Origin of the sequence: Streptomyces sp. TP-A0356 (assembly GCF_001417775.1) — a bacterium.
Taxonomy (GTDB): Bacteria; Actinomycetota; Actinomycetes; order Streptomycetales; family Streptomycetaceae; genus Streptomyces.
Map to the genome: position 1 here is coordinate 22,798 of NZ_BBZJ01000032.1, position 17,874 is coordinate 40,671.

Consider the following 17,874-nt stretch of genomic DNA (forward strand, 5'->3'; position numbering starts at 1 on the left):
ACTGGCGGGTGGTCGGCCGAGAGGCCGAGCGGTTGCAGGTCGGGGAGTAGGGAGCGCCGACCGACGCTCCGACAGGTCTCGGAGCGATACGCCGTTCGCGCGGCTCCGACCCGTTGTGGATTGCCCTACCAGGCGTACAGCCCGCCGCCCGCCTGGTCCTCGAAGGCCTCCGGCCAGTAGCGTCGGCCGTCGTCCTCCGGGGTTCTCGGGGTGGGGTCGCACGCTATCGGGTCGACCATCGCGAGCGTCTCGGCCATCGTGGCGGCCAGTTGCTCGTACGAGTCCGTCAGGCCGTGGTCCTCGTCGAGTGCCTTCTCCCGGTGCACCAGCCAGACCGTGAACGCGAGTGTGGAGATGTCCGCGTTCAGGGGACGCAGGATCGCGTCGGGCTCGCTCCAGCAGAGCACCGCTCCGGTGGCACCGTCGACCACCAGGCTCGTGTCCTCCAGCAGATGGCCGAGCCGGATCAGACGGTCCGCCCCGTGGGGCAGTTCGTCCGCGGTGACGTCGCCCTCCTCCGCGTAGTACTCGGTCAGGGTCGGCAGGGGCACGTCCGTGTCCAGTTCGTACCAGTAGCCGTCCTCCGGGAGGCCCACGTCGCGCAGGAAGCGGCGGGTCGGCGCGTGGGTGAGCGCGCCGGGGAAGTCGACGTCCTCGAAGCGCACGATCGCGGCGGAGCCGAACTCCTCGTCCAGCAGCCGCGGCGGCAGGTCGAGCGCGAGGCCCGTGCCGGGGCGTGCGATTCGGGCGAGGGGACGGATCAGCGCGGCCATCCGCCAGTACGGCGCCGGGTCCTCCCCGGAGCCGTCGGCGAACAACGTCGCCAGCCGCTCGGACGCCTGCGCCACCGCCTTCGGGCCGTACCCAGGCGCGAACCGGCCGTGGAACGCGGTCAGTTCGTCCGTCGTCGCCGCGAACCGCAGCAGTGCCTCCAGGGAGGGCGCGAGCGGTGAGAGGTCCATCAGGCCGGGGTGACGCGGGAACACGTACGTCGTGAAGACCTCACCCGTGGCACCGTCCAGCACCAGGGACTCCAGGTCGCGGTCGAGGCTGCGCAGCGCCCCTATGACCAGCTGGTCGCGCAGCTCCTCGGCGAGCTTCTCGGCGTCCTCGACCAGCTCGGCGACCCGCCGCAGCGCGGGCCGCCCGCGCAGTGCCCCGAATCCCAGCAGGGCGCTGCCCGACGGCAGTCCGGGACCCGTCAACAGGCGCCGCGTCTGCGCGTGCGTGACATACGGATCCAGGTCCGCCTCGGTCAGCGTGATCACACCGCCGACGTCCGTCGTGTTCATCGATTCCCCCCGCGTGCTTGTCCCCGGAGCGTCACCGAACCCCGGAGGACGCCCCCGCCGTCGAACGGCTCTCCCCCAACGCCCAGAACCCTACGCGGCCCCACTGACAACGGCAGGAAGCATCGGACGGCGTGCGTCAGGTGGGGTTGGTCACCACCGCCGCCTGCGGGCGGATCGGCAGGCGGTTGACGGGGCGGCCGGTCGCCGCGCGCACCGCGGAGGCGACCGCCGCCGGCGACGTCACCACGGGCACCGCGCTGACCGCCTTCGCGCCGAAGGGCGCGACCACGTCCCGTTCCTCGACCAGCTTGACGATCTTGATGTCGGGCGCGTCCAGGGCCGTCGGCAGGGAGTAGCCCGTCAGGTCGGGGTGGCGGATCAGGCCGCGCGCCGTGCGCAGGTTCTCCGTGAGCGCGATGCCCACGCCCTGGGTGACGCCGGCCTCCACGCGCGCGGCGAGCTGCGCCGGGTTCAGCACCCGGCCCACGTCCTGGGCCAGCGCCAGTTCCACGACGCGTACCGAGCCGATCTCGATGTCCACGTCCACCACGGCGCGGATGGCGCAGAACGCGAGCCCCACGAAGGCGTCGCCCTGGCCCGTCTCGTTCAGCGGTTCCGTGGGGTGCGGACGGCACTGCGCGGTGGCCCACAGCTCCTTGCCCTCCAGAGCCTCGGTGACCGTCGTCGACAGCACGCCGTCGTACGAGGTGATCTTGCCGTCGGTGATCTGGAGCAGCTCGGTGGACATGCCGAACTTGTGCGCGAGGGGCTGCAGCAACTGGGTACGGACCATCTTCGCCGCGCGCTCCACCGCGCCGCCCGACACCCAGGTGTGGCGGCCCCGGCAGCCCGCGCCGGCCGGCGGCTGGTCCGTGTCGACCGGTGCCACGTGCACCTCGTCGATGCCGAGCGTCTCCTGGACGATCTGCCGGGCCAGCGTGGTGAAGCCCTGACCGGTCTCGACCGCCGCGCACAGGACCGTCGCCACGCCGTCGTGCACCTTCACCGTCGCGGTGGAGACCTCGTCGGCGCCCTCCGCGCCGAGCAGGTGCACCATGCCCAGGGCGTAGCCGACACCGCGGCGCACGGCACCGGGTTCGCCCGCGCCCTCGGGGCCGCCGGGCAGCAGCCACTCCTCCTCGGGGGTGTCCTTGGGGAGCGGCGGCAGCGGGTGCTCCCGTACCGCCTGGAGCAGTTCGGCCACCGGCGCCGGGCAGGTCACCGTCTGGCCGGTCGGCAGGACGTCGCCCGTCGCCATGGCGTTGACCAGCCGCAGTTCCGCCGGGTCGAGGCCCAGCTTCTTGGCGAGCTTGTCCATCTGGGCCTCGTATGCCGCGCACACCTGCATCGCGCCCTCGCCGCGCACATGGCCCGAGGGCGGGTTGTTGGTGCGTACGGCCCAGCCCTCGATGAAGGCGTTCGGGACGACGTACGGGCCGCAGGCGAAGGAGACCGCGGCGGCGAGCGCGTCCGAGGAGGTGTCCGCGTAGGCGCCCGCGTCCAGCAGGATCTGCGCCTCGACCTTCACCAGCTTGCCCTCGGCGTCCGCATGGTGCCGGTAGCGCAGGAGGGTGGGGTGGCGGTGGACGTGCCCGAGGAAGGACTCCTCGCGCGTCGCGGTCAGCTTGACCGGGCATCCGGTCTTCAGGGCGAGCAGCCCGAGCGGGAGCTGGAAGCCCTGGTCCTCGCGGTCCGCGGTGGCGCCGGGCACCCCGGTGACGACCACCTTCACCCGCTCCGGTTCGAGGCCGTAGACGGCCGCGGCCCGGTCGCGGTCGGCGTGCGGGTCCGTGGAGGCGACGTACAGCTCGACCCCGCCGTCGGGGCGGGGCACGGCGAGCCCGGCCTCCGCGCCGATCGGGGCGGGGTCCTGACGGCCGATGCGGTACAGGCCCTCGACGACGACGTCGCCGATCGCGTCGGGGTCGCCGTGACGCAGCGGGATGTGGCGGATCAGGTTGCCGTCGGGGTGCAGCGGTTCGGCCTCGAAGGCCTGTTCGGGGTCGGTCACCGGGTCGAGCACCTCGTACTCGACGATGACCGCGGCGGCGGCCATGCGCGCGGTGTCGGGGTGGTCGGCGGCGACGGCGGCGAGGGGCTCGCCGTGGTGGCGCACGACCTCGGAGGCGAAGACGGGGCGGTCGGCCGCGCCGCGGCTGTGGAACGCCCCACCGGGTACGTCCTCGTGGGTGACGACGGCCCGGACGCCGGGCATCTCGCGCGCGTGGCTGGTGTCGATGGACAGGATGCGCGCGTGCGGGTGCGGGGAGCGCAGTACGGCGGCCCACAGCAGGCCCTCGGCCCACAGATCGGCCGCGTACGGGAAGGTGCCCTCGGTCTTGGCGCGGGTGTCGGTGGACGGCAGCGAGGCGCCGAGGCCGTGCGGCAGCGGCTCGGGGGCGGGTGCGGCCGCCGCAGTGGTCGCGGTGGCGGCTTCGTTGCTCACGCCTGGCCTCCGTCCTGGCCGTACGGGTGCTCGTTCGGGGCTGTGTTCTCGAAGTGCTCGAAGTTCTCGAAGTGCTCGAAGGCGGAGGGGTGGACGCCGCCCGCCCCGGGGGCCGCCTGGTGCGGGATGCGCGGCTCTTCGGCGTCCGGTGCCGACTCGCTCTCGGTGTGGGCCGCCTCGCGCTCGGCGACGACCTCCCTGACGGCGTCCAGGACGCCCCGGTAGCCGGAGCAGCGGCACAGGTTCCCGCACAGGGCCTGGCGGGTCTCCAGGTCGGTGGGCGCGGGGTTGCCCTCCAGGAGGTCGTGGAGTGTCATGGCCATACCGGGCACGCAGAACCCGCACTGCACGGCACCGCACCTGGCGAGCGCACGCTGCACGTCGGAGGGCTGTCCGTCGACGGCCAGGCCCTCGACCGTACGCACCTCGCTGCCCGCGGCGGTGACGGCCGGCACCAGGCAGGAAGCGACGAGCCGTCCGTCGACCTGGATGTTGCAGGCGCCGCACTCGCCCTGCGAGCAGCCGTCCTTGGCACCGGCCAGACCGAGCCGCTCGCGCAGCACGTACAGCAGCGACTCGCCGATCCACGCTTCGGTGACGGGCCGGTCCGCGCCGTTCACCCGCAGGACGTACGACGCCAGGGGGTGCTCGTCGTGCGGGGGCGCGGGCTCCTGGGCCCGCTCGGATGCCTCGTGCGCGGCGGTGGTCTCCGGTGCCGGCTCGGGGCCGGTGGCGGCCTCCGGTGCCGGTTCGCGCCGCGGTTCGGACCTGGCGGTGACCGGTTCGCGATCCGCTGCCTGTTCGGGGACCGGTGTCTCCTCGGTGTCGGGCGCGTCGGCGGGCCCTGACGGCGCCTGGACGGCCTCGGGCTCCTCCGGGGCACCAGCCGCCCGGGTGTCCTCGTACGTCCCGCCGGACGGCTCCCCGAGAGCCTCGCTGGGCGCCTCCGCGGCGCTCTCCCGAGTGCTGTCCGGCCACGGCCGGCCGGCCGCCTCCGTCGCCCAGGGCGCGGGCGCGCCGCCCGGCAGGGTCGCGGGCGGGGTGCCGCCCCACTGCTCGACGAGCGACGACGTGCTGAACTCGCCCGATTCGTCCGGCAGATCGCCACCCGCCACCGGGATCGACCACTGCCCGGTGACGTCGTGTCCCGGCCCGGAGGCCTCCTGTGCCGGGGCGGCGTCCTCGAAGGTCCACTGCCCGGTCGCGCCGGGGTGGTACGTGAACCGGTCGCCGGCACCTTCGTGGTGGGCGGCGTTCGGGTCGGGCCACTGGGCGCCCTCGGCGGGCGCCGCCCAGGTGCCGCCCGCCGCCGGTTCCGTGCCCTCCTCGGCCGGGGTGAACGTGGGCGGCACATAGCCGTGGCCGGGTGCCGCCAGCGGGCTGTAGGAGGCGAGGAGGGCGTCGATACCGCCCTCGGGGAGCTGGACGAAGGCGGTGGCGCCGTCGTCGTAGTCCCCTTGCGGCAGCCGCTCCCAGGATCCGTGGGTGCCCCCCCGAGGGGTGCCGTCCCGGTGCTGGTCGTCGGTCACGACAGTGCCCTCCCCAGTGCTCGTCGGGCCAGCGCGGCGACGGTACGCCGCAAGTGCAGTACGGCCGACGGCAACTGCTCCACGCTGCCGTCCTCCGCCGGGGCCGGATCGGGGATGCAGGCCGCGGCGACGTACTCGCCGAAGGCGGAGAGCGCCTCCGGGACGATCGCGCGGTTGTTGTCCCAGTCGATGAGCTGGGCGACCCACTGCTCGGCCTCCAGGGGGCGCAGCGGCATCGGCGCTATGGCCCCGACGGCGCACCGCACACCACGGCGGGCCGGATCGAGGACGAGCGCCACGGACGCGATGGCACGCCCGGGGCCGGTGCGCCCGGTCGCCTTCAGGAAGACCTGGGGGGCGTGCAGCAGCGGCACGCGTACGTAGCCGATGAGTTCACCGCCGCGCAGCATCTCGACGCCCGCGAGCAGGTGCGAGACCGGGATCTCCCGGCGGGCTCCGCCCGGGCCCGCGATGATCAGCGTGGCCTCCAGCGCGGCCAGCACCGGTAGCGCGTCACCGGTGGGGGCCGCCGAGGCGATGTTGCCGCCGAGGGTGCCCGCGTTGCGGATGTGCGGCGGTCCGGCCGCGCGCGCCGCCGCCGCGAGAGCGGGGATGAGGGCCGCGAAGTCGGGGCGCCCCATGCGCGCGTGGGTGAGGCCGGCGCCGAGCAGCGCGTGGCCGTCCTGGTACTGCCAGCCGCGGATCTCGCTGATACGGCCGAGACCGACCAGCGCGGCGGGCCGCAGCTGTCCGGAGTTGACCGCGGCCATGAGGTCGGTGCCACCCGCCACGGGAACGGCGGCCGGCGTGGCCGCGAGGGCCTCCACGGCCTCGTCCAGTGAGGCGGGCAGCGTCACGGCCTGCGCCGCCTGCGGTGCGTGCGTGGTCAAACCGGCTGCCCCTTCCCGCTGCCCCACCTGGTCCCACCTGTGGCCGTACGGTACGTGCTCACAGGGCGGACGTGGCAACTCTGGCACATCTTTCCCGGCCCCCGACGCGGGGGTCCGCTAGGAGGCATTCGCCCCCCTCACCAGGGGGATGGTCCGGTTTGCCACGACATCGCCGATGGGAACGAATTGCCGCCTTCGGCGATCCTTGTGCGACTTCTCCCATGCGGGGTCACGCTTCCAGGGAGTCCGGTCCCCCGCCTGCCCGTCGCGCGTGGCCTCACACGTTCGGGGGCGCACCCTCGATCGGGCGTCCGAGCACACCGGGTCGCCGCTGCCACGGCCACGGTCCCGTGGGCGGCCGGTAGGCCACTCCCAGGGCGTCGAGCCGGCGGTAGTGGGCGGTCATCCGCCGCTCGAAGTCCGCGAAGTCACGGTCCGCGGGGGCGGGCAGGGCACTCCAGGCGACCTCGGCGAAGGCGGCGAGCCGGGGGAAGGTCTGGTAGTCCACGCGCGCCTGATCCTCCGTCACCTCGGTCCACACGTTGGCCTGGGTGCCGAGGACATGCCGTGCCTGCTCCTCGGTGAGCTGCGGCGGAACCGGCTCGAAGCGGTAGACGTCCTCCAGGGTGCGCACGTACCCGATGGGCACCGGCTCGTCCGCGCCGCCGCTCTGCCGGTGGTCCAGGTACACCTGCTGCTCCGGGCACATCACGACGTCGTGCCCGGCGCGCGCGGCGGTGATGCCGCCCGCGTACCCGCGCCAGGAGGACACCGCGGCGCCCTCCGCGAGGCCCCCCTCGAGGATCTCGTCCCAGCCGATGAGCCGGCGGCCGCGGGCGGTCAGCCAGGTGTCGAAGTGCCGCACGAACCACGACTGGAGCGCGTCCTCGTCGGCGAGCCCCAGTTCCGCGATGCGCGCCTGGGCGGCCGGGGACTGCCGCCACTGGTCCTTGGCGCACTCGTCGCCGCCGATGTGGACGAACTCCGACGGGAACAGTTCCAGGACCTCCTCGAACACCCCCTCGTAGAACCGCAGGACGTCGTCCGTGGGCGCGAGTACGTTTCTGCAGACGCCCCAGTCGTCCCAGACCGTGAGGGCGGCGGTGTCGATGACGTCGGAGTTGCCGAGTTGCGGATACGCGGCGATGGCGGACTGGCTGTGTCCGGGAACATCGATCTCGGGGACGACGGTGATGTGCCGCTCGGCCGCGTACGCGACGATCTCGCGGATGTCGTCCTGGGTGTAGAAACCGCCGTGCGGCTTCTCCTCCCACAGGGGCGAGGCGCGGTGGCCGAATTTGGTGCGCGCCCGCCAGGATCCGACCTCGGTGAGCCGTGGGTGACGCTTGATCTCCAGACGCCAGCCCTGGTCGTCGGTGAGATGGAAGTGGAACACGTTGAGTTTGTGCGCGGCCATCAGATCCAGGTAGCGCAGGACGCCGTCCTTGGGCATGAAGTGCCGGGCGACGTCGAGCATGAGACCGCGCCAGCGGAAGCGGGGGGCGTCGTGGATCGTGACGGCGGGCACCTCCCATTCCCGTTTCGCGGTGACCGGAGCACGGCGGAAGGCCTCGGGGCCGAGCAGTTGACGGAATGTCTGGGCGCCCCAGAACAGACCGGCCGCGCCGCCTCCCCGGATGTCGACACCCCGGCCGGCGGTGACGCCGAGCGTGTATCCCTCCGGCTTGAGCGTCTCGTCCAGATACAGCCGTACGGCGTTGCGGCCGTCCTCCGGGCCCGGCGGCAACGGCAGGCCCAGAGCCGTGCCGAGCGTGGCGCGCAGCCAGCGTTCCGTGGTTCCCGTACCGGGTGCGGCCCACAGGACGGTGTCCCCGTCGAGCGGAACGCCGCCGCGGAGGCCCTCGACGGCGCGCGGCGCCGGAATCAGTTCCATCACGTCAGTCCTTCACCGCCCCGCCCGGTCCGAAGACCGGGCGACGCTGTACGAGTACGAAGAGGAGCAGCACGGGAATGGTCATCACCGTGAACGCCGTCATCACGCCGCCCCGGTCCGGCTGGTCGGGCTTGCAGAAGACTCCGGCTGGTCCGGCTTGTGGAACACGAGGAGTGCCGTCGGAAGCGTGGACGGCGAAGTGCCGCCGCCGATGAACGACTTGGCGAACGGGAAGTCGGGAAATGGATCCGCCGGACGAAGAGGAGGGGGTCCGGAAACGGAGCGGAATCGTGTCACGGCGGTCGCCGTGAGAAACGCGATCAGCGCCGGGGTGACGACCACACAGTCCGCCGCGAGAAGGCCGTCGAGGAAGTGGTCGAGGAAGTGAAGGAAGTACCCGCCGAATTCCTGACCGGATCCCCGGGCCTTGCGGACCCGACCCCCTGTCGACCTCCTGGAAGGGCCATACGTGCGCCGCGACCACCTGGGCGGCCGGTGGTGCGGCGGTTCGGGCAGGGAGCCTCATGGAGCGTCCTCCGAGGGCGAGCGTTGCAACACATGCAATGGCTGTTCTGCTCTGCACAACGGAGACTAGGGACTCCATGAACATGTCGACAAGAGTGCTCAACCACTCTGTGACCACCCGGAGCACCCCGTGCGACGCCGGAGCGCCACCGGAACGGCGGCGGATCATCGGCGGACGACACGAAGGCCCCCGGGGCGCGCCGAATCGCACCCCGGAGGCCCGGCAGTTGTCGGACGTCGAGCCGGTCGGCTACTTGTCGCCGCCCTTGCCCTCGTCGCCGCCGCCCATGGAGTCGTAGATCTCCTTGCACATGGGGCAGACGGGGTACTTCTTCGGGTCGCGGCCCGGGACCCACACCTTGCCGCACAGCGCCACGACGGGCGTGCCGTCGAGGGCGCTCGCCATGATCTTGTCCTTCTGGACGTAGTGGGCGAAGCGCTCGTGGTCACCGTCGCCGTGCGACACCTGCGGCGTCGGCTCTACGAGGGTCCCCGTACCAGTACCGCGCTCGGGCTCAAGAGTGCTCATACCGCCAAGAGTACTGAAGCTCACTCGCTTCAGTTGAGCGTAGGGTCGTCCGGGTAGGTGGCCACCATCGCCAGCTCACTGCGCTGACGGCGCAGCACTTCCCGCCACAGTCTCTCCGGCGCGGGGGACGACACGTCGCCGGGCTCCGACTCGACGACGTACCACGCCCCTTCCACCAGCTCGTCCTCCAGCTGACCCGGTCCCCATCCCGCGTACCCCGCGAAGATGCGCAGCGAGCCCAGCGCCTTGGCGAGCAGCTCCGGCGGGGCCTCCAGGTCGACCAGGCCGATCGCGCCGTGCACCCGCCGCCAGCCGAGTGGGGCGCCCTCCCCGGTCGCGCCGCCGGGGATCACCGCGACGCCCAGCGCCGAGTCCAGCGACACCGGTCCGCCCTGGAAGACGACGCCGGGCTCGCCCGCGAGATCCGCCCAGCCCTCCAGGATGTCGCCCACGTCCACGGGGGTGGGCCGGTTGAGGACGACACCGAGCGAGCCCTCCTCGTCGTGGTCGAGGAGGAGCACCACCGCGCGGTCGAAGTTCGGGTCCGCCAGGGCGGGCGTGGCCACGAGCAACCGCCCTGTGAGCGAGGACACCTCGGTCATGCCAGACATGATCCCGCATCTTGCCCTCGGATGGGGAGGCAATCCCGGTACGCGGGTGAAGGCAGCTCAGAGCACGGGGGCGCACACGGGCGCACGGTCGTGATGGTAACGGCAGGTGCCCGGTTCCGCACGGTTCGTGTTGTGGCGAATCCATGACCTTGCCGGGAGGTACTTGGGCTTACTGAAGGGGGGTAGGCGGCCATTACTCTTACGTCTTCGGAACCTGCCCAACTCCACGGAACGCGAGATTCATGACCGTCAACGACGATGTCCTGCTTGTCCACGGCGGCACCCCGCTGGAGGGCGAGATCCGTGTCCGCGGTGCGAAGAACCTCGTACCGAAGGCCATGGTCGCCGCCCTGCTGGGCAGTGCGCCGAGCAGGCTGCGCAATGTCCCCGACATCCGCGACGTACGGGTGGTGCGCGGGCTGCTGCAGCTGCACGGCGTGACGGTCCGTCCGGGCGAGGAGCCGGGCGAGCTGGTCCTCGATCCCACGCACGTAGAGAGCGCGAACGTCGCCGACATCGATGCGCACGCGGGCTCGTCGCGCATCCCGATCCTCTTCTGCGGGCCGCTGCTGCACCGTCTGGGACACGCGTTCATCCCGGGCCTCGGTGGCTGCGACATCGGCGGCCGGCCCATCGACTTCCACTTCGACGTGCTGCGCCAGTTCGGAGCGGTCATCGAGAAGCGCGCGGACGGCCAGTACCTGGAGGCGCCCAAGGGCCTGCGCGGCACGAAGATCCGGCTGCCCTACCCGTCCGTCGGCGCGACCGAGCAGGTGCTGCTGACGGCCGTCCTGGCCGAGGGCGTCACCGAGCTCTCCAACGCGGCCGTGGAGCCCGAGATCGAGGACCTCATCTGCGTACTGCAGAAGATGGGCGCGATCATCGCGATGGACACCGACCGCACGATCCGCATCACCGGCGTGGACCAGCTCGGCGGGTACACCCACCGCGCCATCTCGGACCGTCTGGAGGCCGCGTCCTGGGCGTCGGCCGCGCTGGCGACCGAGGGCGACATCTACGTCCGCGGCGCCCAGCAGCGCTCGATGATGACGTTCCTGAACACCTACCGCAAGGTGGGCGGCGCCTTCGAGATCGACGACGAGGGCATCCGCTTCTGGCACCCCGGCGGGCAGCTGAAGTCCATCGCGCTGGAGACGGACGTGCACCCGGGCTTCCAGACGGACTGGCAGCAGCCGCTGGTGGTCGCCCTGACGCAGGCCACGGGACTGTCGATCATCCATGAGACGGTCTACGAGTCCCGCCTCGGGTTCACCTCCGCGCTCAACCAGATGGGCGCGCACATCCAGCTCTACCGCGAGTGCCTCGGCGGCTCGGACTGCCGCTTCGGCCAGCGCAACTTCCTGCATTCCGCGGTGGTTTCGGGCCCGACGAAGCTCCAGGGCGCCGACCTGGTCATCCCCGACCTCCGCGGCGGCTTCTCGTATCTGATCGCGGCCCTGGCGGCCCAGGGCACGTCCCGGGTCCACGGAATCGAACTGATCAACCGCGGCTACGAGAACTTCATGGAGAAGCTGGTGGAACTGGGCGCGAAGGTCGAACTGCCCGGCAAGTCACTCGGCTGACGGCTCCCCGGGAGCGTCGTACGTACGCGAGGGGCGGTCACCCGGTTCGGGTGACCGCCCCTTTGGCCTTACTGGGCCCGTACGCCGTCCCGAGGTGCGTCACCGGGCCTCGTTACGCCGTCCCTTGGCGGTACGGCCTGGTACGCCGTCCGGTGGCGTACCACGGCAAGGTCACTTGCCCTTGGCGGCTTCCTTGAGCTTGGAGCCCGCGGAGACCTTCACGCTGTAGCCGGCCGGGATCTGGATGGGGTCGCCGGTCTGCGGGTTGCGCGCGGTGCGAGCGGCACGGTGGGTGCGCTCGAAGGTCAGGAAGCCAGGGATGGTGACCTTCTCGTCGCCCTTGGCGACGACCTCGCCGACGGTCTCGGCGAACGCGGCCAGCACGGCATCGGCGTCCTTGCGGGTCACCTCGGCGCGGTCGGCCAGCGCGGCCACCAGCTCACTGCGGTTCATGTTGTTACTCCCGTGTTCTTCTTGCCGTTGAGGCGTGAGATCGAAGCCGATGCTGCCAGGGTCTTCGGTGAGTCCCCGGACCCGGGTCCGTCGTCAGACCCTCGCGCCCGAAGACGCATCCTGCCCCCACCTGCGGCGGGAAAGCCAATCCGGCACCCGTAGGAGTCGTGAGAACACCCTTGGGAGTCACACGAAGAGCGCCACCGGCTCGCCGCGGTGACGCTCGGTCCACTCTCGGCAACGGACCGCAGGTCGTGGGGCCTGCGCCTGGCCGCCACCCTAGAGGGCGGCCAGGGCCCCGGGTTCCGCGACGCGCCGGTTCCATGGCCACCGTGGCAATGGTCACAGCCGCGCATCGGAGCGGCAGCCCCGGCACAGGCCGCCGCCGGACGGCTACTCGGCCGTCGCCGACGCCCCGGCCGCCTTCACGGCGTCCCGCACCGCCCCGGCGACGGCACCCGCGACCTTGTCGTTGAACACGCTCGGGACGATGTAGTTCGGGTTCAGCTCGTCCTCGGTCACCACGTCCGCCAGCGCGGTCGCGGCGGCCAGCATCATCTCCGTGTTGACCGTGCGGGACTGGGCGTCCAGCAGACCGCGGAAGACGCCCGGGAACACCAGGACGTTGTTGATCTGGTTGGGAAAGTCGGAACGGCCCGTGGCCACAACGGCCGCCGTCTGACGAGCGATTGCGGGGTCGACCTCCGGGTCCGGGTTCGCGAGCGCGAACACGATCGCGTCCTCGGCCATGGCGGCCACGTCGTCGCCGTCGAGCACGTTCGGGGCGGAGACGCCGATGAAGACGTCGGCGCCGTGGACGGCCTCCTTGAGCGTGCCGGTCAGGCCCTCGGGGTTGGTGTTGTCGGCGATCCAGCGCAGCGGCGAGTCGACGGGGGCCTCCACCAGGTCCTCGCGGCCGATGTGCACGACGCCGTGGATGTCGGCGACGACGGCGTTCTTCACGCCCGCCGCGAGCAGCAGCCTGAGGATCGCCGTACCGGCCGCGCCGGCACCCGACATCACGACGCGCACGTTCTCCATCGCCTTGCCCACCACACGCAGCGCGTTGGTGAGGGCGGCGAGGACGACGATCGCGGTGCCGTGCTGGTCGTCGTGGAAGACGGGGATGTCGAGGGCCTCGCGCAGGCGGGCCTCGATCTCGAAGCAGCGGGGCGCGGAGATGTCCTCGAGATTGATGCCGGCGAATCCCGGGGCGATCGCCTTGACGATCTCGACGATCGCGTCGGTGTCCTGGGTGTCGAGGCAGATCGGCCAGGCGTCGATGCCGGCGAAGCGCTTGAAGAGGGCCGCCTTGCCCTCCATGACGGGCAGCGCGGCCTTCGGGCCGATGTTGCCGAGGCCCAGCACGGCCGACCCGTCCGTCACGACCGCAACGGAGTTGCGTTTGATGGTGAGGCGCCGGGCGTCCTCCGGGTTCTCCGCGATCGCCATGCACACGCGCGCCACACCCGGGGTGTAGACCATGGAGAGGTCGTCACGGTTGCGGATGGGGTGCTTCGACGCCATCTCGATCTTGCCGCCGAGGTGCATGAGGAACGTACGGTCCGAGACCTTGCCCAGCGTCACGCCCTCGATGCCGCGCAGCTTCTCGACGATCTCCTGCGCGTGGGAGGTCGAGGTGGCCGCGATGGTGACGTCGATGCGCAGCTTCTCGTGGCCGGACGCGGTGACGTCGAGGCCGGTGACCGAGCCTCCGGAGGACTCCACGGCGGTGGTGAGCTGCGAGACGGCGGTTCCGCTCGCGGGCACCTCCAGCCTGATGGTCATCGAGTAGGAGACGCTGGGCGCCGTTGCCATGGCCGACTTCCTCTGCTTTCACCGTGTCGCGAAATGTGCCGTCCGATCGTCGCACCTACCGGGGAGTACGTGGTAGCCGCCCCGGATTGCGAACGTTGTGTTCCCCAGCACCGTGCACTTTCGGAAGATGACTTCCACCATACGAGAATCGATCAGGCGGCAAAAGAGGTGTCGAGGCGAACGCGAGAGGTCCGCGTCACCACGTGACGCGGACCTCTCGGACGTTCAGTGACACCGACCCGCCATGCTCGCCTCGCGGCAAGTGGTCGCTCGAAGCGACGAAGGTTGGGCCCGGGGGCTTGGATCGGGCCGGTGCCACATCAAGGCTAACAAACGGATCCGGCAGGGCCATTCCCATGGCGGAAGTTCATTTCGCTCCGGGCCCGGGGGTCAGTCCCGCAGCAGGTCCGGGACCCCGGTCGGGTCCGGCTCGTCCCGCTCGCCGGAGACCACCGTCAGCTGCTGCGTCGCCCGGGTGAGCGCCACGTACAGCACGCGCAGCCCGGCGGGGCTCTCGTCGGCGATCTCCGCGGGCGAGACGACGACCGTCGCGTCGTACTCCAGGCCCTTGGCCTCCAGGCTGCCGAGCGCCACCGCCCGGTCGCCGAGCCCGTTCAGCCAGCGGGCCGCCTCCTCGCGCCGGTTCATGGCGACGACCACGCCGACCGTGCCGTCGACGAGGTCGAGCAGCCGGGCCGCCTCCCTCCGGACGGCCTGCCCCAGTGAGTCCTCCGCGACCGCGAAACGGGGCTCGACGCCCGTGGAGCGGACGGCCGAGGGCGCCTGGGAACCGGGCATCGCGAGGGCGAGCACCTTCGAGGCCAGTTCGGCGATCTCCGCCGGGTTGCGGTAGTTGACCGTGAGCCTGAAGCGTCGGCGCGGACGCGTGCCCAGCGCCTCGTCCCGGGCCTGCGCCGCCTCGTCCGGGTCGGACCAGGACGACTGGGCGGGGTCGCCGACCACCGTCCAGGTCGCGTGCCGGCCCCGGCGCCCGACCATCCGCCACTGCATCGGGGTGAGGTCCTGCGCCTCGTCGACGATCACATGTGCGTACTCGGTCCGCTCCTGCGCCAGCCGCTCGGCGCGCTCGCGCTGCGACTCCTCGCGTACGGGCATCAGCTCCTCCAGCCCGGTCAGCTGGTCGAGCGGGTCCAGCTCGCGCTTCTTCCTCGGGCGGGCCGGCAGGCCGAGGATGGCCTGCAGCTCGTCGAGCATCGCCACGTCGTGCACGGACAGCCCGACCCGCTTCAGGGAACGCGCGACCTTGCGCACCTCGCCGGGGGTGAGGATGCGCCGTGCCCAGCGGCCCAGCCGCCTCTCGTCGGCCATCGCGTCCAGCACGGCGCGCGGGGTCAGCTCGGGCCACCAGGCGTCCAGGAACGCCAGGAAGGAGTCCTCGGAGGTGATGTCCTCGTCGAAGGAGGAGCGCAATTCGGCCGCCAGCTCGGGGTCGGTGTGCCGGCCGGCCGCGCCGGAGCGCGCCCACAGGGCGTCCAGGAGCAGCTTGCGGGCGCGGGGTCGCAGCAGGTTCACCGGGGCGGTGCCGCTCAGGGCGTTGTGCCGGATCCGCTCCAGCTCCTCGGCCTCCAGTTCGATCCGGCGGCCGAAGGCGACGACCCTCAGCCGGCTCGGCGAATCGTTCAGCTCCAGGGTTCCGCGGGCGGCCTTCCGCAGCACCTTGAGCATGCGGTACGAGCCCTTGGCACGCGCCACGGACGGGGAGTCGTACAGAGTGGCCCCGGCGCCGTCGACGAGCGAGCCGATGGCGCGGATCGCGACCTGGCCCTCCTCGCCGAGGGACGGCAGCACGCCCTCGGTGTACGCGACCAGCAGCGGTGTGGGCGAGACGATCAGGATGCCGCCCGCGTATCTGCGCCGGTCCTGATAGAGGAGGTAGGCGGCCCGGTGCAGGGCGACGGCCGTCTTGCCGGTGCCGGGGCCGCCCTCCACATATGTCACGGAGGCGGCGGGGGCCCGGATGACCAGGTCCTGCTCGGCCTGGATGGACGCCACGATGTCCCGCATGGTGTGGGTGCGGGCCTGGCCGAGCGCGGCCATCAGGGCGCCGTCGCCGATCACCGGCAGTTCGTGGCCGTCGAGGGTCGCCTTCAGCTCGGGGCGCATCAGGTCGTCCTCGACGCCGAGTACCCTGCGGCCCTTGGAACGGATGACCCGGCGGCGCACGACCCGCCCCGGGTCGACCGGCGTGGAGCGGTAGAAGGGGGCCGCGGCGGGTGCCCGCCAGTCGATGACCAGGGGCGCGTACTCCTCGTCGAGGACACCGATGCGCCCGATGTGCAGGGTCTCGGCGATGTCCGCGGTGTTGTCGGCGCGCACCGCGCCCTCGGCGGGCTCGACGGCCGTGTACGCGCCGTCCGGGCCCCTCTTGCCGTCCTTGCCGGGCAGCAGGTCGATCCGGCCGAAGAGGAAGTCCTCGAACTCGTTGTTCAGCCGGTTCAGATGGACACCCGCCCGGAAGACCTGCGCGTCCCGCTCGGCCAGCGCCCCGGGCGTGCCGACGTGACCCCGCTTGGCGGCGTCGTTCATCAGGAACTCCGCCTCGTGGATCTTCTCCTCGAGGCGCCGGTACACCCGGTCCAGGTGTTCCTGTTCGACGCTGATCTCCCGGTCGCGGAGCGAGTCGTGCGCGGACTTGCCGACCGGGCCGAGCGCGGTTTCCTGTTGAACCTGAGCGGCCACCGGACCCCCTTCTGACGTGCTGAGCAGCCGTCCACCGTACGCGAAGGGGGCCCGCACAGGCTACGGCCTGCTCCGGGCCCCCGCACGCGTCGACCCGCGGCACAGTCGAGCGTATGCCGCGGGAGGTGATCGGGCAGCTGCGCGAACGCCTAGGCGTTCACCTCCACCAGCCGCTTGCCGTCGAACGTCATGACCTCGAAGTGGTCGATCTCGTTCGGCGTGAAGGCGGCGCCCCCGTGCACGTAGAGCGGGTTCTTCGCCTCTTCCGTCTTGGCGTTCGGGATGCCGTAGCCCCACTTCGGGACGGACCAGGACGTGATCGTCTCACGCTCGCCGTTCTTGCCGACGGCGATCAGGGAGCACTTGAGCGGACCCTTGACGTTCTTCAGCTGAAGGACGGCGTGGGTGCCCCAGTCCCTGGACTCCATCGCGACCACGGCGTTGACCTTGGTGCTCGGGTCGGTCGCCGAGACCTTGTCGCTCATGACCTGGAAGGCCTGCTTGGCCGGACCGGCCGCCATCGGGTCGGTGGTGGCGCTGTCACCGCCGTTCACCGCCATCACGGTGAGCGGGCCGCCGATGATCAGCGCGGCCGCCGCCGCCACGAGGTAGAAGCCGCGCCGGCGCTTCTGCGCGCGCCGCTCGGAGACCTCGTCGACCAGCCGCTCGACCAGCCGTGGGCTGGGCTTGGCGGACAGGGACTCGCCGATGGCCGGGGTGCCCTGGCTGCCGGGCAGGTCCGCGAGCGCGGCCAGCATCGGCTCCATCCCCGCGAGGTCGTCGAGTTGCTGCGCGCACCAGTCGCAGGTGGCGAGGTGCGCCTCGAAGGCGGTCGCCTCGGCGTCGTCGAGGATGCCGAGAGCGTAGGCGCCGACGGTTTCGTGGATGTCGCCCTGACCCTGGGGACCTCTTACGGCTTCCGGGCCACCGGTGCCGAGTCCCCCGTACATATTGCTCATGCCGTCACCCCCCGCTCCTCCAGTGCCAGCTTCATGGACCGCAGGGCGTAGAACACCCTGGAGCGCACCGTTCCGCTGGGGATGCCGAGCGTTTCGGCCGCCTCATTGACCGTACGCCCTTTGAAGTACGTTTCGACCAGGACCTCCCGGTGAGCCGGGGTCAGGTCGTCCAGCGCGTCAGACAGTGTCATCAGCCACAACGCCTTGTCGATCTCGTCCTCCGCGGGGATGACCTCCAGCGGCGACGGGTCGACCTCCTGCGGCCGGGCCTGCCGGCTGCGGTGGCCGTCGATGACGATGCGCCGGGCGACCGTCACCAGCCAGGGGCGTACCGAACCGGTCGCTCGATTGAGCTGACCGGCGTTCTTCCAGGCACGGATGAGCGTCTCCTGCACGACGTCCTCGGCGCGCTGCCGGTCTCCGGCGACCAGGCGCAGCACGTAGGCGAGCAGGGGTCCCGCGTGTTCTCGATACAGGGCGCGCATCAGCTCCTCGTCCGGCTCCGTCGACGAGGACGACGAGGACGAGGTCATGCGATGTCGGGCCCTTGGCCTTCGTTCATCAGCCACGGCGGAATCCTTGCGCACGCCTACCTCCGGTGTCTGGGGGTTCCCCCAGTCGGTCGCTCACATCCGGGTACGCAGA

The 17,874-nt window shown here is 71.6% G+C and carries 13 protein-coding genes and 1 pseudogene; 1 reads left to right on the forward strand and 13 read right to left on the reverse strand.

What is annotated here, in order from left to right; translation table 11 throughout:
- Positions 1-125 precede the first annotated feature (125 nt).
- From ASC56_RS32070 to ASC56_RS32100, 8 genes and pseudogenes are all read right to left on the reverse strand, one after another.
- Entirely contained in the window at positions 126-1,292 is a 1,167-nt protein-coding gene (locus tag ASC56_RS32070; RefSeq protein ID WP_055495106.1) for an SUKH-4 family immunity protein, read from the reverse strand.
- A gap of 136 nt (positions 1,293-1,428) precedes the next feature.
- A complete protein-coding gene (locus ASC56_RS32075) occupies positions 1,429-3,738 on the reverse strand; it encodes a xanthine dehydrogenase family protein molybdopterin-binding subunit (RefSeq protein WP_055495107.1) in 2,310 nt (769 codons plus the stop codon).
- Positions 3,735-5,267, reverse strand: a complete 1,533-nt coding sequence (locus ASC56_RS32080) for a 2Fe-2S iron-sulfur cluster-binding protein (RefSeq protein ID WP_055495108.1) — start codon at positions 5,265-5,267, stop codon at positions 3,735-3,737. The genes ASC56_RS32075 and ASC56_RS32080 overlap by 4 nt, the downstream gene beginning before the upstream one ends.
- Entirely contained in the window at positions 5,264-6,157 is an 894-nt protein-coding gene (locus ASC56_RS32085) for a xanthine dehydrogenase family protein subunit M (RefSeq protein ID WP_055495109.1), read from the reverse strand. The genes ASC56_RS32080 and ASC56_RS32085 overlap by 4 nt, the downstream gene beginning before the upstream one ends.
- 277 nt (positions 6,158-6,434) lie before the next feature.
- Positions 6,435-8,051 carry a beta-N-acetylhexosaminidase gene (locus tag ASC56_RS32090; protein ID WP_055495160.1) on the reverse strand — a complete coding sequence of 539 codons (1,617 nt, stop codon included), beginning with the start codon at positions 8,049-8,051 and terminating at the stop codon, positions 6,435-6,437.
- Between the two features lie 4 nt (positions 8,052-8,055).
- A pseudogene (locus ASC56_RS42390) lies at positions 8,056-8,423 on the reverse strand (hypothetical protein); the annotation flags it as partial.
- A 403-nt stretch (positions 8,424-8,826) separates the two neighbouring features.
- Positions 8,827-9,105, reverse strand: a complete 279-nt coding sequence (locus ASC56_RS32095; RefSeq protein WP_079102844.1) for a DUF3039 domain-containing protein — start codon at positions 9,103-9,105, stop codon at positions 8,827-8,829.
- Between the two features lie 29 nt (positions 9,106-9,134).
- The gene (locus ASC56_RS32100) at positions 9,135-9,707 is read right to left on the reverse strand and encodes a YqgE/AlgH family protein (RefSeq protein ID WP_055495111.1); all 573 of its coding nucleotides are present in this window, start codon (positions 9,705-9,707) and stop codon (positions 9,135-9,137) included.
- Between the two features lie 251 nt (positions 9,708-9,958).
- On the opposite strand from ASC56_RS32100, the gene murA reads away from it, so the two are divergent.
- Positions 9,959-11,299: a UDP-N-acetylglucosamine 1-carboxyvinyltransferase gene (gene murA, locus ASC56_RS32105; RefSeq protein ID WP_055495112.1), complete on the forward strand. Its 1,341-nt coding sequence runs from the start codon at positions 9,959-9,961 to the stop codon at positions 11,297-11,299.
- 171 nt (positions 11,300-11,470) lie between these two features.
- On the opposite strand, the gene ASC56_RS32110 is transcribed toward murA, so the two are convergent.
- From ASC56_RS32110 to ASC56_RS32130, 5 genes are all read right to left on the reverse strand, one after another.
- Complete coding sequence (locus ASC56_RS32110) at positions 11,471-11,752, reverse strand: HU family DNA-binding protein (RefSeq protein ID WP_007498188.1); 282 nt, start codon at positions 11,750-11,752, stop codon at positions 11,471-11,473.
- A gap of 393 nt (positions 11,753-12,145) precedes the next feature.
- A complete protein-coding gene (locus ASC56_RS32115) occupies positions 12,146-13,570 on the reverse strand; it encodes an NAD-dependent malic enzyme (RefSeq protein ID WP_055495113.1) in 1,425 nt (474 codons plus the stop codon).
- 390 nt (positions 13,571-13,960) lie between these two features.
- The gene (locus ASC56_RS32120) at positions 13,961-16,270 is read right to left on the reverse strand and encodes a UvrD-helicase domain-containing protein (protein WP_055495161.1); all 2,310 of its coding nucleotides are present in this window, start codon (positions 16,268-16,270) and stop codon (positions 13,961-13,963) included.
- A 149-nt stretch (positions 16,271-16,419) separates the two neighbouring features.
- On the reverse strand, positions 16,420-17,229 hold the full coding sequence (locus ASC56_RS32125; RefSeq protein ID WP_199836120.1) for an anti-sigma factor: 810 nt from the start codon (positions 17,227-17,229) through the stop codon (positions 16,420-16,422).
- On the reverse strand, positions 17,226-17,762 hold the full coding sequence (locus ASC56_RS32130) for a sigma-70 family RNA polymerase sigma factor (RefSeq protein WP_055495115.1): 537 nt from the start codon (positions 17,760-17,762) through the stop codon (positions 17,226-17,228). The genes ASC56_RS32125 and ASC56_RS32130 overlap by 4 nt, the downstream gene beginning before the upstream one ends.
- Positions 17,763-17,874 lie beyond the last annotated feature (112 nt).

What these genes read in the sequence shown, in the direction of transcription:
- ASC56_RS32070 (WP_055495106.1), bottom strand. Translation starts at nt 1,292, where the DNA reads ATGAACACGACGGACGTCGGCGGTGTGATCACGCTGACCGAGGCGGAC.
- ASC56_RS32090 (WP_055495160.1), bottom strand. Translation starts at nt 8,051, where the DNA reads ATGGAACTGATTCCGGCGCCGCGCGCCGTCGAGGGCCTCCGCGGCGGC.
- ASC56_RS32095 (WP_079102844.1), bottom strand. Translation starts at nt 9,105, where the DNA reads ATGAGCACTCTTGAGCCCGAGCGCGGTACTGGTACGGGGACCCTCGTA.
- ASC56_RS32100 (WP_055495111.1), bottom strand. Translation starts at nt 9,707, where the DNA reads ATGACCGAGGTGTCCTCGCTCACAGGGCGGTTGCTCGTGGCCACGCCC.
- murA (WP_055495112.1), top strand. Translation starts at nt 9,959, where the DNA reads ATGACCGTCAACGACGATGTCCTGCTTGTCCACGGCGGCACCCCGCTG.
- ASC56_RS32110 (WP_007498188.1), bottom strand. Translation starts at nt 11,752, where the DNA reads ATGAACCGCAGTGAGCTGGTGGCCGCGCTGGCCGACCGCGCCGAGGTG.
- ASC56_RS32115 (WP_055495113.1), bottom strand. Translation starts at nt 13,570, where the DNA reads ATGGCAACGGCGCCCAGCGTCTCCTACTCGATGACCATCAGGCTGGAG.
- ASC56_RS32125 (WP_199836120.1), bottom strand. Translation starts at nt 17,229, where the DNA reads ATGAGCAATATGTACGGGGGACTCGGCACCGGTGGCCCGGAAGCCGTA.
- ASC56_RS32130 (WP_055495115.1), bottom strand. Translation starts at nt 17,762, where the DNA reads ATGACCTCGTCCTCGTCGTCCTCGTCGACGGAGCCGGACGAGGAGCTG.